We start from the raw sequence: 14,897 nt of genomic DNA on the forward strand, positions 1-14,897 counted from the left end.
GACGCCGTCGTGCGGCGTCCGTCGTTTCGTCGGGTCATTCGGGCAGGGGCAGGCCCGCCGCTGCGCAGTCGGCGCGCAGCTGGGCCAGTTCGTCGCCGGTGGCGGGCACCAGCGGCGGTCGCACCGGGCCGGCCGGCAGGCCCTGGGCCGCGAGGCCGGCCTTGACCAGGATCGTGCCCTGGGTGCGGAAGATTCCGGTGTACAGCGGCAGCAGCCGGCGGTGCAGCGCGAGCGCGCCGGCGGTGTCGCCCGCGTCGAACGCCTCGATCATCTGCTTCGTCGGCGCGCCCGTGAAGTGCGTGGACGTGCCGACCACGCCGACCGCGCCGATCGACAGGAACGGCAGGGTCAGCGCGTCCTCGCCGCTGTAGAACGCGAGGTCGCTGCGGGCCAGCACCTCCGAGGTGGCGATCAGGTCGCCCTTGGCGTCCTTGACCGCGACGATCCGCCCGTGCTCGGCCAGCTTCACCAGCGTCTCGGTGGCGATCGCCACGCCGGAGCGGTGCGGGATGTCGTAGAGCATGACCGGCAGCCCGGTGGCGTCCGCGACGGTGGTGAAGTGGTGCAGCAGCCCGGCCTGCGGCGGCTTGTTGTAGTACGGCGTGACCACCAGCAGGCCGTGTGCGCCGGCCTTCTCGGCCTGCGCGGCCAGCTCGACGGTGTGCCGGGTGTCGTTGGTGCCCACCCCGGCGACGATCCGGGCCCGGTCGCCGACCGCCTCGACCACGGCGCGGACCAGGGTCTCCTTCTCCGCGTCGGTGGTGGTCGGCGACTCGCCGGTGGTGCCGTTGAGCACCAGCGCGTCGTTGCCCTGCTCGTCGACGAGGTGGCGGGCCAGCCGGGCCGCGCCGTCGAGGTCGAGCGCGCCGTCGGGGGTGAACGGCGTCACCATGGCCGTGATCACCCGCCCGAACGGGCGCGACGGGCCTCGGTCCGGGGCGGCGGAGTGGTCGTGCGTCATGCTCACAACCTAGCGGACGAGCACCGGTGCCCCGGCGGCGAAGGGCGACGAGTCACTCGGCGTGCGGCGACGCCGCCACCTCGGTGCCGTCCGGCAGCGTGGAGATCACGAAGTCGGCGAACACGTTCGGCGCCACGCCCTGGAGCTGGCGCAGGCACTCCACGGCCAACTCGCGGATCTCCACGTCGGCGTGCTCGGTGGCGCGCATCTTCACGAAGTGCCGCCAGGCCCGGTAGTTGCCGGTCACCACGATCCGGGTCTCGGTCGCGTTCGGCAGCACCGCCCGGGCCGCCTGCCGGGCCTGCTTGCGGCGCAGCGTCGGGTTGGGCTCGTCGGTGAAGCGGGCCTCCAACCCCTCCAGCAGATCGGTGTACGCCCGCACCGCCGCCTCGGACGCCTCGACGAACCGCTTGTGCAGCTCCGGGTCCTCGGCGATCACCGCCGGCTCGACCATCGCCGCGTCCCGCTCGGGCACGTAGCGCTGGGAGAGCTGGGAGTAGGAGAAGTGCCGGTGCCGGATCAGCTCGTGGGTGAACGACCGGGAGACGCCGCTGAAGTAGAAGCTCACCGAGCCGTGCTCCAGCACGCTCAGGTGGCCGACGTCGAGGATGTGCGCCAGGTAGCCGGCGTTGGTCGCGGTGGCCGGGTTCGGCTTCTTCCAGCTCTGGTAGCAGGCCCGCCCGGCGAACTCGGCGAGCGCCTGCCCACCGTCGGCGTCGGTCGACCAGGGCACCTCGTCCGGCGCCTGGAACTGTGTCCACGCGATCAGTTTGACCTGGGGCTGCACCATCTCCGGCATGCCGAGGACTGTAGTTGCCGCCCGCTCGCCGAGGAAATCGGGCACGCGGCCGGGTCGGCACCGTCGCATCCGCGCCGCGGCCAGGGTCTCGCGCGGCCCGGTGCTCCCCTCTTTGACGCGCCTTTGGAGCTGAGTCGTCGGTGACATCACCGGCTTCGGCTTCGGCTTCGGCTTCGGCTTCGGCTTCGGCTTCGGCTTCGGCTTCGGCTTCGAGATCTTGGTGCGAATCGGCCCCTCCAGGGGCCATTTCGTACCAAGATCTTTGGCGCTCTCGAATTGTGGAACACAACTCTCAGATTGCAGGAGATCGCGATCCGCCGGCGGGATTTGCGCGGGGCAGGTGACGCCGAGGACCTGACGGCGCCGGGAAACGTGATAGCGGGGACGACTCAGCTCGAAAGGGCTCGGGAAGCGGGGCGTCCACCGGCCGGCACGACGCGCCACCACGTCGTGCGGAGCGGTGCCGTCAGACGTATAGCGAGGGGAACGGCGCCCAGGGCAGGTTGCGGGCCACCGAGAAGACCGCCCAGGCGGCCAGGAACACGCCGATCACCTTCGGGCTGAGCCGCAACTCGGGCAGCCGCCAGCCGAACGCCCGGTTGCCGGCCCAGGCGACGAAGAGCCAGGCCAGGAACGGCAGCGCGAAGACGAACAGGAAATGGTGCCGGGCGGCGGCCGGCAGGTCGCCGTGCAGCACGTACCAGAGGGCGCGAGTGCCACCGCAGCCCGGACAGTCCAGCCCGGTGGTGAGCTTGAGCAGGCAGGTCGGCCGGGCGTCCGGGTCGCTCTGGGTGGGATCGCTGATCAGCGCGTAGGTGATGCCGAGGCCGACGCACCCGAGCGCGGCCAGCGGCACCGCCCAGCGCGGGGCGCGGGCGTGCAGGCGCAGCACCGCCCGGGTGAACCGGTCCGGCTCGACCGGCTGGTAGGCCACCCCGGCCGGCCACGGAGCCCCGGCATGCGCGTGCGGGTCGGCAGGCCCGGCATACGGATGCGGCTCGGCGGGCCCGGGGTGCGCGTGCGGGGCGGCGGGCCCGGGCGACTCGGCGGGCGGGGCGGGCGCGGTGGCCGGCCGGTCGACGCTCGTCACGCGCTCACCGTACACCCGCCACGCCCACCAACGCGGCGGTCAGCGCGGGGGCCAGGTCACCGGCGGCGGGCGCGGCGACCGCGTCCAGGCCGAGCCAGCCGGCGAGCCGGTGCAGCTCGGCGGCGAGCGCCATCGCGGTCTCCCCCACGTCGACGCCCGGCTCGGCCCACGCGGCCGGCACCAGCAGCACGCCGGCCTTCCGGTCGGCCTTGAGGTCGACCCGCGCGGTGAAGCGCTCGCCCTGCCGGAACGGCAGCACGTAGTAGCCGTGGACCCGCTGGGGCGCCGGCACGTAGATCTCGATGCGGTAGGTGAAGCCGAACAGCCGCTCGGCGCGGGCCCGCTCCCACACCAGCGGGTCGAACGGGCTGACCAGGGTGCTGCCCCGCACCCAGCGGGGCAGCCGGGCCTCGGCGTGCAGGTAGGCCGGCTGCCGCCAGCCCTGCACCGCGACCGGGGTCAGCTCGCCCGCCTCGACCAGCTCGGCGAGCGCCCGGCGGGCCCCGGCCACCGGCAGCCGGAAGTAGTCGCGCAGCTCCGGCTCGGCGGCGACGCCGAGCGACCGGGCGGCGATCGACACCAGGGCGCGGTGGGCGTCCGCGTCGGTGGGGGTGGGCGCGTCCAGCACCGCCGCCGGCAGGACCCGCTCGGGCAGGTCGTAGCGGCGGGCGAACGAGCTGGTGCGGTCGGCGGCGGTGACCTCGCCGGACCAGAAGAGGAACTCCAACGCCCGCTTCACGGTCGACCAGTTCCAGCCCCAGTTGCCGGTCTCCCGGGGCGCGTCGTGCTCGATCTCGGCCGCGGTGAGCGGGCCGCGGGCGGCCACCTCGTCGCGCACCCACGCCACCAGCTCGGGTTGCTCCTGGGCGATCCGGCGCATCCCGCCCCAGGCGTCGTCACGCGCCTTGGCCATCCGCCAGCGCAGCGCCGGGTGCAGCCCGACCGGGACCAGTGACGCCTCGTGCGCCCAGTATTCGAACAGCTCACGGGGGCGGCGGTAGGCGGCGGCGTCGAGCAGGGCGGTCGGGTAGGGCCCGAGCCGGCTGTAGAGCGGCAGGTAGTGCGCGCGCTGGAGCACGTTGACCGAGTCCATCTGGATCAACCCGACCCGGTCGAGCACCCGGCGCAGGTGCCGGCGGGTCGGCACGCCGGTGGGCGGCGGGTCGGCGAAACCCTGGGCGGCCAGGGCGACCCGGCGGGCCTGGGCGAGCGAGAGCGATTCCGGTGCGGCCATCGTCGGCGACCCTAATCCACTCCTCCGACACCGCCGGAGCGGCGGCTGGACCCCTCGCCCGTCCGGGCATACAACTACACAGGTGCTCACCATCCGTCGGGAGGAGCCGGACGACGCCGAGGCGATCGCCCGGGTGCACATCCACGGCTGGCAGGCCGGGTACGCCGGGATCATGCCGGACGAGGTGCTGGGCCGGCTCAACCCGCGCGCCTGGGCGCAGCGCCGCCGCGACCTCGGCACCGCCGACCCGGAGCACCCGTTCACCACGCTGGTCGCCGAGGCCGACGGGGTGCTCGCCGGCTTCACCACGTTCGGGCCGTACCGGAACAACCAGGACCGTGGCGACCTCGACCCGGCGCACGGGGAACTGCTGGCCATCTACCTGGAGCCGGCGCACTGGGGTTCGGGCGCCGGCCGGGCGCTGCTCGCGGCGGCGCGGGCCGGGCTGGCCGAGCGGGGATGGACGGACTACCGGCTGTGGGTGCTCGCCGACAACGCCCGGGCCCGCCGCTTCTACGAGCGGGCCGGGCACTCACCGGACGGGGAGGAGTCCGCCTATCCGGTGCCGCTGCACGGCGGGCAGGATCCGGTCCTGCTCCGGGAGCTGCGCTACACCGGCCGGCTCGACGGCTGACCCGGCCGGATCGGCAGGCCGAGCAGCAGCGCCAGGCTGATCCAGACGTAGGTGTTGCTGCCCAGGAAGCCGTCCACGCCGGTGAAGTCCTTCTCCCAGGACCAGACGATGCGGCTGCACAGCAACGCGTACCCGATCAGCGCGGCGGCCAGCAGCACGCGGCGCCGGCGGCTGCGCGCGGGCGCCGCCGTGCCGTTGTCGACCAGCAGGATCAACCCGGGCAGCAGCCAGACCAGGTGGTGCACCCAGGTCACCGGGCTGACCAGGCACATCACCGCGCCGGTCAGGGCCAGGCCGGCGGCCTCGTCGCCGGCGGCCACCGCGGCCCGGCAGCGCCAGCCCCAGATCGCCAGCGTGGCCAGCACGAGCACCAGCCAGGCCACCGTGCTCGGGTGCTCCGGGTCGAGCCGGGCCACCACCCCGCGCAGCGACTGGTTGGAGACGAACGCCAGCTCGCCGACCCGGTCGGTGTTCCACAACGCCTCGGTCCAGAACTCCCGGGAGGCGTCCGGGAAGAGCCCGGCGGCCACCAGCGTGGCGACGGCGGCCGAGCCGACCGCCGTCGCGGCGGCCCGCCAGCGGCCGGTGACCAGCAGGTAGACGATGAAGATGCCGGGGGTCAGCTTGATCGCGGTGGCCAGGCCGATGCCCACGCCGGCCCAGCGGTTGCCGGCCGGCAGCAGCCGCAGCAGGTCCACCGCCACCAGGAACAGCAGCAGCATGTTGACCTGGCCGAAGTTGACCGTCTCCCGCATCGGCTCGTACGCGGCGGCCAGGCAGAGCGCGACCGCGAGGGTGAACCACCGGGTCCAGCCGGAGCGACGGGCCACCGGGTCCAGCAGCCACCAGATCACCACGGCGCTGACCACGACCGTCGCGGCGACGCTGACCACGATCGCGGCGGTCCACGGCAGGTACGCCATCGGCAGCATGACCAGCGCGGCGAACGGCGGATAGGTGAAGCCGTACTGGGTGCCGGCCTTGAGGAAGTCGTAGATCTCCCCGCCGTCACGGGTCCAGTAGGTCAGCGCGCCGTAGTAGACCCGCAGGTCGAAGAAGCCGTGCCGGACCGCCGCCACGGAGAGGAACACGGTGACCGCCGCGGCGAGCGCCGCCACGGTGACGACCTGCGCGGTCGTCCGCCCGGCACCCTGCGCCACCGTCACCCTCCTCGCCCTGCGTAGGCTCACGTGCCATGGCTGAAGGCTACGTCCGCCCCGCGCGTCCCGAGGACGTCGCCGAGATCGCCCGCATCCAGCTCGCGACCTGGCGGGTCGCGTACCGCCGGATCCTGCCCCGGCACGTGCTCGACAACCTGGACGAGGCGTACCTCGCCCGGCGGTGGGGCGCGGCGGTGCAGGAGCCGCCCTCGGGCGCGCACCGGGTGCTGGTCGCCGTCGAACAGGCCGCGCAATCGTATCTGGTGGGGTTCGCCGCCTCCGGTCCGGCCGATGCCGAGGCGCTCGCACCGGGCGAGCCGGCGGACGCGCTCGCGTCGGGCGTGGTGGCGGTGACGGACCTGCTGGTCGAGCCGCGCTGGGGCCGGCGCGGACACGGCAGCCGGCTGCTCGCCGCCGCCGTCGAGCACTGGCGCGCGGACGGCTTCGGCCGCGCGGTGGCGTGGGCGTTCGACGCGGACGCGGCGACCCGGGCGTTCCTCGGCTCGACCGGCTGGGAGCCGGACGGCGCGACCCGGGCGCTGGACGTGGACGACATGCTGGTCCCGCAGCTCCGCCTGCACGTCGGCGTCCCGGAGGAAAATGTTCCGGCGCAGCGATGAGTTTCCGCCCGCCCGCCGGTCTGACGTCTGACGGCGCAGACCGGCGGTCCCGGCACGGGGCGGGACCGCCGGCCGCCGGTCAGCCCTTGTCCGCCCCCTCGTTGGCGCCGCGGACGAAGTAGCGCTGGAAGATCACGAAGAGCACCGCCACCGGGATGGTGGCCAGCAGCGCCGCACCGAGCTTCAGCGGATACTGCGTGCCCTTGCCGAGCGAGCCGCTGACCAGGTCGGCGAGCCCACGCGGCAGCGTGAACAGGTCCGGGTCCTGCACCGAGACGAGGCTGTGCGGGAACTCGTTCCAGGAGCCCTGGAACGACAGGATGGTCAGCGTGATCAGGGCCGGTCGGGCCATCGGCAGGACCACCGACCAGAACGTGCGGAACACGCCGGCGCCGTCGATCCGGGCCGCCTCCTCCATGCTCACCGGGATCGACTCGAAGAACTGCTTCATGATGAAGACGCCGGCCGCGTCGGCGAGCAGCGGCACGATCAGGCCGGCGTAGCTGTCGTAGAGGCCGATCTGCTTGAGCACCAGGAACTTCGGGATCAGCAGCACCACGCCCGGCACCGCCATCACCGCGATGACGGCGGCGAACAGCCCCGCCCTGCCGCGGAACCGCAGCCGGGCCAGCGCGTAGCCGGCGAGCGAGTCGAGGAACACCCGGCCGAGCGTCACCACCACGGTGACCAGCAGCGAGTTGCCGAGCCAGAGCGGGAAGGCGGTGCCCGCGAAGATCCGCTCGAAGCCGGCCAGGGTGAGCGGGTCGGGCACCGGCGAGAGCGGGTTGGCCGCCGCGTCCGGCTCGGTCTTCAGCGAGTTCGCGAGCTGGATCACGAACGGGTAGAGGAAGACCAGCCCGAAGAAGATCAGGACGCCGTACCCGAGGAAGCGGTTGACCCGGGCGCGGGGCCCACGGTCGGCGCGGCGCGCGACGGGCGCCGGCCGGTCGGTCAGCACGGCCATGTCAGGACCCCTCCGGTACGCGTCGACGCCACCACCGGCCACGCCGGGGACCGTCCCGGTCGGCCATCAGCCGGCGCTGGAACAGGGTGAGCACGATGATGATCAGGAACAGCACGAACGAGATGGCCGCGCCGGAGCCGTAGTCGAAGTCCCGGAACGCGGTCCGGTACGACAGGTACGCCGGGGTGAGCGTGGTCTTGGCCGGGTCGCCCTGGCTCATCACGTACACCTGGTCGAAGACCTGCCAGGAGCCGATCAGTCCCAGCGTGACCACCAGGAACGTGGTGGGCTTGAGCAGCGGCAGGGTGACGTACCGGAAGCGCTGCCAACGGCTCGCCCCGTCGAGCATGCCGGCCTCGTCCAGCGCCACCGGGACGTTCTGCAACGCGGCCAGGTACATCAGCATGAACGTGCCCGAGGTGGTCCAGATGACCAGGCAGATGATCGACGTCATCGCGACGCTCGGCCCGGAGAGCCAGTCCCACCAGGTCAGCCCGAACGGGCCGCCGGAGGTGAGCGCGGCCGGCGGGCTGTCCACGCCGAACGCGCCGAGCAGCAGGTGCAGCACGCCGCGGCCGTCCGCGAACCACTCCGGCCCGTCCATGCCGAGCAGGCCGAGCAGCCGGTTGACCGCGCCGGAGTTGGCGAACAGGAAGAGGAACACCACGCTGATCGCCACCGAGCTGGTGACCGAGGGGAAGTAGAACGCGCTGCGGAAGAATCCCTTCCCCTTGAGCAGCCGGTTGTTGACCACCAGGGCGAGACCGAGCGCGAGCACGGTCTGCACCGGCACCACGATCCCGACGTAGTAGATGTTGTTGCGGATGGCGGTCATGAAGTCGCGGCGGGCGAGCCCGTCCTCGGTGAACAGCCGGCTGTAGTTGTCGCCGCCGACGAACGGCACGTCGCCGGTGAACGGGCTGCCCTGGCCGTTCCACCCGGTGAGGCTCACCCAGAGCGCCATCAGGATCGGCAGCAGCATGAAGAGCCCGAGGATCAGGATCACCGGCGCGACGAAGAGCCAGCCGGCGACGTTCTCGTTGCTGCGGATGCCGCCGGTACGGCGGCGCGGCGGGCCGGCCGGCGCGGTGCCCGGCGCGGCGAGCGTGTCCGTTGCCATTCCCTCCTCCTTCGCTCGGGGGAGGTGTAAGGAGGGGCCCCCTATTAACACCCGTCTGTTAACAAGGGGCCCCTCCAAACACCTCAGCCGCCGAGCGCCGCCTTGGCGTTCTTGTCGAAGTTGGCCAGGATGGTCTTCGGGTCGCCGGTGGCCAGGCCCTGCAGGCCGGCCTCCAGGTCACGCAGCACGCTGTCCATCTTCGGCGCGTTGACCGGGCCCTGGGCGTACTCGACGCCGTCGATGAACGGCTTGTCCGCCGGGAAGGCGCCGGTGTACTGGTCGCGGACCGACTGGCGGGACGGCATCACGCCGAACGCCTTGGCGAAGCCGATCTGCTGCTCGCCGGCGGTCATCGCCTCGACGAACTTGATCGCCTGCTCCTTGTACTTGGACTTGGCGGCGATGCCCCAGCACTGGGTGAAGGAGAGCGTGCCCTGGCCCTTCGGCCCGGCCGGCAGCGGCACCACCTTGTACTTCACGTTCGGGAAGTCGTTCTGCAGGGCGCCCTTGATCCAGTTGCCCTCGATCGTCATGACGGCCTTGCCCTTGCCGAACGCCTCACCGGACCAGCCGGCGTCGAGCTGCTTCGGGAACTTCGCGTAGCCGTTGGTGAGCAGCGACTTGACGTACTGCAGCGCCTGGAGGTTCTCCGGGGTGTCCGCGGTCGGCTGCTTGCCGTCCTTGCTCATCAGCCAGCCGCCGTTCTGCACCAGGAACGCGCCGATGCGGTCCCGGGTGTCGCCGAGCGCGATCGCGACCTGGCCCTTCGCCTTGATCTTCTGGCTGACGGCGGTGAGCTGGTCCCAGGTGGTCGGCACGTCGGCGTCGGTCAGCCCGGCCTTGGTCCACAGGTCGGTGTTGATCTGTAGGGCCAGGGTGGAGAAGTCCTTCGGCGCGCAGTAGAGCTTGCCGTCGTAGGTGAACGCGGTGCGCAGGCTCTCGTAGAAGTCGTCGGAGTTGTTCACCTTGTCGCCGTACGGCTCCAGCGCGCCGACGCTGGCGTAGTCGGCGAAGCGGGCCGCGTCGACGTAGAACACGTCCGGCGGGGTGCCGCCGGCCAGCGCCTGGCCGAGCTGCTGGGTGAGGTCCTGCGCCGGGGTGACGGTGGCGCTGTTGCCGGAGGAGCCGGCCCACGCGGCGGCGGCGTCCTTGACGGCCTTGGTCTCGGCGTCGCCGGACGAGCCGATCAGGATCTGCAGGTTGGCCGGGCCGCTGGACTGCTTGGCGTCGTCGGCCGAGTCGTCGAAGCCGCTGCCGCAGGCGGCGGAGCCGAGCAGGGCGACGGCGGCGACGCCGGCCACCGCGGCCCGGGTGAGAATCCGAGGTGTCATCTGTTTCTCCTGGTGGGGGATGGGATCACGCCGAGTGCCGGAGCACCAGCGAGGGATTCAGCAGCAGTCGGGGGTCGCGCTGCTGTCCGTCGAGCAGCCCGGTGAGCAGCTCGACACAGCGGGCGGCGGCCTCGCCGAGCGGTTGGCTGACGCTGCTCAGCCCGACCGCGGCGGCCACCGGGGTGTCGTCGAAGCCGACGACGGCGAGGTCGGTCGCCGTGTCACGGGCGGCCTGCCACGCGCCGAGGGCGAGCGAGTCGCTGGCGCAGACCACCGCGGTCGGCGGCGCGTCGAGGGCGAGCAGCGCGCGCGACTCGCGCTCGCCCTGGGCGATGCCGTCCTCGGTGGCGCGGTCCGGTGCGGCGCCGTCCAGGCCGACCTCCGCCATCGTGGTACGCCAGCCGGCGCGCCTGTCGTCGCCGACGCCCGAGCCGGCGGGCCAGCCGACGAAGGCGATCCGGCGGTGCCCGGCGGCGAGCAGGTGCCGGGTGGCCTGTGCGGTCCCGGCGGCGCCGTCGACGTCGACCCAGGGGTGCGCCTCGGGGGTGTCCCAGGGCCGGCCGAAGGTCACGAACGGCACGTTCCGTTCGGCCAGCCACGCGGTACGCGGGTCGCCGTGCTTGGTGCCGGTGAGCACGAACGCGTCCAGGTCGTACGCGCCGAGCAGGTCGTCGTAGGTGGCGATCTCCTGTTCGTCGCCGCGGGCGGTGTAGAGCATGACCCGGTAGCCGGCGGCGTCGGCGGTCTCGGTGAGGCCGTGCAGGAAGCGGTCGAGGACCGAGCCGTTGATGCCGTCGCGGGTGGGTTCGATCCGGACGGCGATGAGCCGGGACCGGCCGGTCCGCATCTGCCGGGCGGCCTGGTTGGCCCGGTAGCCGAGCGCCGCGATCGCCTCGCGCACCCGTTGCCGGGTGTCCTCGCGGACGATGTGCGGCGCGTTGAGCACGTTGGAGACGGTCTGCCGGCTGACCTGGGCGTGCCGGGCCACCGTTGCGATGGTTACCTTTTCTCCCACGAAATCCCTCTCGCCGCCTTGAACGATCCAATCCCGATGGGGCAGGATTAGAACGTTCAAAGTTTCTGGAATGTTTCGCACTGTGCACCCGGCCACGGCCATCTGTCAAGACGTTCGTCGCCACCGATCAGCACCAGGAGTCCCCCCGATGACCGAACGCCACCTCCAACCGCTGCTGCACGACCTGGTCGGCGTGGTGCACGCCCCCACCAGCGCGCTGGGCGACGCGGCCGGTCAGCTCCGGCCGCACGGTGTCCAGGGCGTCTTCCACGCCGACGCCCGGGTGCTCTCCCGTGCCGAGCTGCGCCTCGACGGGCGGGAGCCGGAGCCGATCGCCGGCGGCGCCACCGGCCCGCACGACGCCCGCTTCGTCGGCCTGGCCCGCTGGCTCGGCGACCCCACCCCCGACCCGACCGTCCGGGTCGAGCGCACCCGGCAGGCCGGCCCGAGCGGGCTCACCGAGGAGATCGTCGTCTCCGCCACCACCGCCGAGCCGGTCCGCACCACCGTCACCGTCGACCTGGCCTGCGACCTCGCCCCGATCGAGCAGGTCAAGATCGGCCGCCCGGTCACCCCGCTGGCGGCAACCACCGGCGGACCGGGTGGGGTGCGGTGGGCCGCCGACGGTCTCACCGTCACCGTGACCGGCGAGGACGCCACCGTGGACGCCACCGACGAGCGCGCCGTCGCACCCCGCCTGAGCTGGCCGGTCACCGTCGACCCGGGCACCTCGGTCACGCTGCGCTGGCGGCTCGCGGTCACCGACCCGCGGGCGGTGGTGACCGCGGCGCCGGCCGAGGCGAGCTGGGCCGAGCCACGCGTCGACGCCGACGACCGCCGCCTGCTGCGGCTGCTCGACCGCTCCCTGGCCGACCTGCGCGGGTTGCGGCTGGCCGAACCGGCCCACCCCGAGGACGTCTTCCTCGGCGCCGGCGTGCCCTGGTTCCTCACCCTCTTCGGCCGGGACAGCCTCTGGGCCGCCCGGATGATGCTGCCGCTCGGCACCGACCTGGCCGCCGGCACGCTGCGGGTGCTGGCCCGCCGGCAGGGCACCCGGGTCGACCCGGCCACCGGCGAGCAGCCCGGCAAGATCCTGCACGAGCTGCGCCGGCACGAGTTCGCCCCGAACCAGGGGCTGCGGCTCCCGCCGGCCTACTACGGCACGGTCGACGCGACGATGCTCTGGGTCGACCTGCTGCACGACGCCTGGCGCTGGGGCCTGCCCGCCGACCAGGTCGAGCCGCTGCTGCCGCACCTGGAGGCGGCGCTGCGCTGGCTCGACGAGCACGCCGACGCCGACGGCGACGGCTTCGTCGAGTACGTCGACACCACCGGCCACGGCCTCGCCAACCAGGGTTGGAAGGACTCCGGCGACGCGGTGCGCTTCCGCGACGGCCGGCTGGCCGCGCCGCCGATCGTGCTGGCCGAGGTGCAGGGGTACGCGTACCAGGCGGCGACCGACGGCGCGAACCTGCTGGACGCGTTCGGCCGCCCGGGCGCCGACCGCTGGCGCGACTACGCCGACCGGCTCGCCGAGCGGTTCCGGTCCACGTTCTGGGTCGACGGCCGGCACGGCCCGCAGCCCGCGCTGGCCCTGGACCGGGACAAGCGCCCGGTGGACTCACTGACCAGCAACATCGGTCACCTGCTCGGCACCGGGCTGCTGTCCGACGCCGAGTCGGCCCAGGTCGCGGCGCTGCTCTCCACCGAGGCGATGGCCGGCGGCTTCGGGCTGCGCACCATGTCCACCGACGACGCCGGCTTCAGCCCGCTGTCGTACCACTGCGGTTCGATCTGGGCGCACGACACCGCGATCGTGCTCGCCGGGCTGGCCCGCGACGGGCACCGGGCGGCGGCGCTCCGGCTCGCCGACGGCCTGCTCACCGCCGCCGAGGCGTTCGACTACCGCCTGCCCGAGCTGTACGGCGGCGACGACCGGGCGGCGCTCGGCCGGCCGGTGCCCTACCCGGCCGCCTGCCGCCCGCAGGCCTGGTCGGCGGCGGCGGCGGTGCTGCTGCTCCAGGCCGGGCTGGGCGTCTATCCCGACGTGCCGAACGGCCGGGTCGACCTGCGCCCGCTGGCCGGCCCCGAGCTGGGTGCGCTGAGCGCGACCGGCCTGCGCATCGCCGGCACCCCGGTCACCGCGTCGGTCGACCACACCGGCCACCCCACCCTGACCGACCTGCCACCCTCCCTCAAGCCCGCCCACATCCCCACCCCCGCCGCCCCCTTCCCCACCCCCACCCCGCACCCCACCCCGCACCCCCAGGCGCGTTGATCATGAAGTTGGCGGCCTTGTGGATCTCCCTCACCGCCGCCAACTTCATGATCGACGGCTGGGTAGGTGGGTACGGGCGGCGCGAACTTCTTGAGCGACCACCGGGGGGGGGTGTCAGGAGGGGGGAGTTCGGCCACCAGTTCGTCGTCCTCCGTGGCGCCGGTGGGGTGGAAGCCCAGGGAGGTGTAGAGGGCCGCGGCGGCGGTGTTGTCCGGGTGGTAGCTCAGGCGGACCGGGTGGCCCGCCTCGGCCAGCCAGCCGGCGAGCGTGCGCACCGTGGCGCGGCCCAGGCCCCGGCCCTGCTCGGCGGCGTCGATCACCATGCCGCCGATCCAGCGGGAGCCGTCGTCGTCCACCCCCCACATGACGTGCCCCACCACGGTCTCGTCGGCGTACACGGCGAGCGAGGTCCAGACGTCCGAGTGCGTGGTGAGCAGCAGGTAACGGGCGGCCAGGGCCGGCACGAAGCCGCGCTGGTCGTCGCGCGGGGCCACGTCGGCCACCGGCCGCCAGTTGTCGTCGCCCACCGGCCGCAGGGTCACCCGGCGGCCGAGGCGGTCACGCTCTCCAGAGTCGATCATGGCGGTCAGCCTAGGACCGCCCCCACCCGCCGACCATCCATTTCACGGAGCCCCGGCGGCAGGAGGGTTGGGCGGGGGCCCCGGTTATGCAGAATGCGTTAACCGGGGCCCCCGCCTTACGCGCGGGCGGCGTGGTCGAGGTACGGGCGGGGATCGCCGGCGCCGAGGTCGGTGACCCCGGCGCTGCGCAGGGCGCCGATCGCCAGGGTCCGGCGTACCGCGGCGAAGGTGATCACGTGGCCGATGGTGCCACCCAGCGTGTGGGTGGTCGGGGGCGTGCAGGTGGTGTCGACGAAGGTGTCCGCGAGGGTGCCGTCGGCGAGCGTCCGGGCGACGAACGCCCGCCAGTCCCGCCCGGCGACCGCGTGCCGGGCGGCCAGGCCGCGCACCGACCGGTCGCTCTCGTCGGGCCAGTCGCCGCCGCGCAACGCCGACAGCCAGTGTTCCTCCTGCGTGACCATCGCGTTGATCAGCGAGCGGAGCGTCGGGTCGTCGTCGATCGTCTCCACGGACACGGTGACCGGACGGTCGAGGACCTGCTCGTCGAGGCCGCCCGCGCGGTCGATGATCGCGGTGAGGGTCTCGACGTGGTGGTCGACCAAGTGTTGGAGCACGTTCATCGGGGTCTCCTGACGTGCGGCCGGCAGCCGGAGGCCACCGGGCGGTTGGAAGTGGACGCCGCTGGGGCAGGGCAGCTCCAGCTCGCGGAAGACCAGCGGTGGGCGCCGCCGGACCGCGGTCGGGGCAAGGCCGTACGACCGCTGGAAGGCGCGGGTGAACGCCTCGTGCGAGCCGTACCCGGCCTCGACCGCGATGTCGAGGACGGTCCGGTCGCTGGTGACGAGCCGGTGCGCCGCGCGTTCCAGGAGCAGCCGTCGGCGCAGCGCGCCCGGCGGTTCCCCGGTGGCCGCGGCGACCAGCCGGTCGAAGTGGAACCGGGACAGGTGGACCCGTGCGGCCAGACCCGACGGGCTCGCCGCCGGATCGTCGAGCGCGGCCTGCAGGACGTCGAGGAGGCCGGTGAGTCCGTCGTTCCGGTTCATGCGTTCAGCCTGCACCCGCCGGGTGCGGTGCCGCTTGATCGCCGTTGCGCACCTGCGGGGCGCCGCG

13 protein-coding genes and 1 pseudogene are annotated in these 14,897 nt (G+C 73.3%); 3 read left to right on the top strand and 11 right to left on the bottom strand.

What is annotated here, in order from left to right; genetic code table 11:
- Window positions 1–34: 34 nt before the first annotated feature.
- The 4 genes from dapA to H1D33_RS16655 all read right to left on the bottom strand — a co-directional run bounded on the left by dapA (window position 35) and on the right by H1D33_RS16655 (window position 4,084).
- Entirely contained in the window at window positions 35–961 is a 927-nt protein-coding gene (gene dapA, locus H1D33_RS16640) for a 4-hydroxy-tetrahydrodipicolinate synthase (protein WP_181572263.1), read from the bottom strand.
- 52 nt (window positions 962–1,013) lie between these two features.
- A complete protein-coding gene (gene thyX / locus H1D33_RS16645; RefSeq protein ID WP_181572706.1) occupies window positions 1,014–1,751 on the bottom strand; it encodes an FAD-dependent thymidylate synthase in 738 nt (245 codons plus the stop codon).
- A 475-nt stretch (window positions 1,752–2,226) separates the two neighbouring features.
- Entirely contained in the window at window positions 2,227–2,865 is a 639-nt protein-coding gene (locus H1D33_RS16650; protein WP_181572262.1) for a DUF2752 domain-containing protein, read from the bottom strand.
- Complete coding sequence (locus H1D33_RS16655) at window positions 2,855–4,084, bottom strand: winged helix-turn-helix domain-containing protein (protein WP_181572261.1); 1,230 nt, start codon at window positions 4,082–4,084, stop codon at window positions 2,855–2,857. Before H1D33_RS16655 ends, H1D33_RS16650 begins: the two co-directional genes overlap by 11 nt.
- A gap of 82 nt (window positions 4,085–4,166) precedes the next feature.
- Here H1D33_RS16655 and H1D33_RS16660 point away from each other — a divergent pair, with 82 nt between their 5' ends.
- A complete protein-coding gene (locus H1D33_RS16660; RefSeq protein WP_181572260.1) occupies window positions 4,167–4,718 on the top strand; it encodes a GNAT family N-acetyltransferase in 552 nt (183 codons plus the stop codon).
- Here the strand turns inward: H1D33_RS16660 and H1D33_RS16665 are convergent.
- Window positions 4,694–5,878, bottom strand: coding sequence for a glycosyltransferase 87 family protein (locus H1D33_RS16665; RefSeq protein ID WP_181572259.1), 1,185 nt, complete (start codon window positions 5,876–5,878; stop codon window positions 4,694–4,696). The two genes, H1D33_RS16660 and H1D33_RS16665, sit on opposite strands and share 25 nt — an antisense overlap.
- 35 nt (window positions 5,879–5,913) lie before the next feature.
- Between H1D33_RS16665 and H1D33_RS16670 the strand changes: the two genes are divergently transcribed.
- Window positions 5,914–6,498: a GNAT family N-acetyltransferase gene (locus H1D33_RS16670; RefSeq protein WP_181572258.1), complete on the top strand. Its 585-nt coding sequence runs from the start codon at window positions 5,914–5,916 to the stop codon at window positions 6,496–6,498.
- 79 nt (window positions 6,499–6,577) lie between these two features.
- Here the strand turns inward: H1D33_RS16670 and H1D33_RS16675 are convergent, their stop codons facing one another.
- The 4 genes from H1D33_RS16675 to H1D33_RS16690 form a co-directional block, all read right to left on the bottom strand.
- Complete coding sequence (locus tag H1D33_RS16675; RefSeq protein WP_181572257.1) at window positions 6,578–7,462, bottom strand: carbohydrate ABC transporter permease; 885 nt, start codon at window positions 7,460–7,462, stop codon at window positions 6,578–6,580.
- A 1-nt stretch (window position 7,463) separates the two neighbouring features.
- A complete protein-coding gene (locus H1D33_RS16680) occupies window positions 7,464–8,582 on the bottom strand; it encodes a carbohydrate ABC transporter permease (protein WP_181572256.1) in 1,119 nt (372 codons plus the stop codon).
- 83 nt (window positions 8,583–8,665) lie between these two features.
- Entirely contained in the window at window positions 8,666–9,913 is a 1,248-nt protein-coding gene (locus H1D33_RS16685; RefSeq protein WP_181572255.1) for a sugar ABC transporter substrate-binding protein, read from the bottom strand.
- A 25-nt stretch (window positions 9,914–9,938) separates the two neighbouring features.
- Window positions 9,939–10,901 carry a LacI family DNA-binding transcriptional regulator gene (locus H1D33_RS16690; protein WP_246412060.1) on the bottom strand — a complete coding sequence of 321 codons (963 nt, stop codon included), beginning with the start codon at window positions 10,899–10,901 and terminating at the stop codon, window positions 9,939–9,941.
- A 175-nt stretch (window positions 10,902–11,076) separates the two neighbouring features.
- Between H1D33_RS16690 and H1D33_RS16695 the strand changes: the two genes are divergently transcribed.
- A complete protein-coding gene (locus tag H1D33_RS16695) occupies window positions 11,077–13,206 on the top strand; it encodes an amylo-alpha-1,6-glucosidase (protein WP_307755202.1) in 2,130 nt (709 codons plus the stop codon).
- Window positions 13,207–13,385: 179 nt separating this feature from the next.
- Here the strand turns inward: H1D33_RS16695 and H1D33_RS16700 are convergent.
- Both H1D33_RS16700 and H1D33_RS16705 read right to left on the bottom strand, forming a co-directional pair.
- A pseudogene (locus H1D33_RS16700) lies at window positions 13,386–13,787 on the bottom strand (GNAT family N-acetyltransferase); the annotation flags it as partial.
- A 116-nt stretch (window positions 13,788–13,903) separates the two neighbouring features.
- Complete coding sequence (locus tag H1D33_RS16705) at window positions 13,904–14,830, bottom strand: helix-turn-helix domain-containing protein (RefSeq protein ID WP_181572252.1); 927 nt, start codon at window positions 14,828–14,830, stop codon at window positions 13,904–13,906.
- Between the last annotated feature and the right edge of the window lie 67 nt (window positions 14,831–14,897).

The sequence above is a fragment of the Micromonospora ferruginea genome (assembly GCF_013694245.2).
In the GTDB taxonomy this organism is placed as follows: Bacteria; Actinomycetota; Actinomycetes; order Mycobacteriales; family Micromonosporaceae; genus Micromonospora; species Micromonospora robiginosa.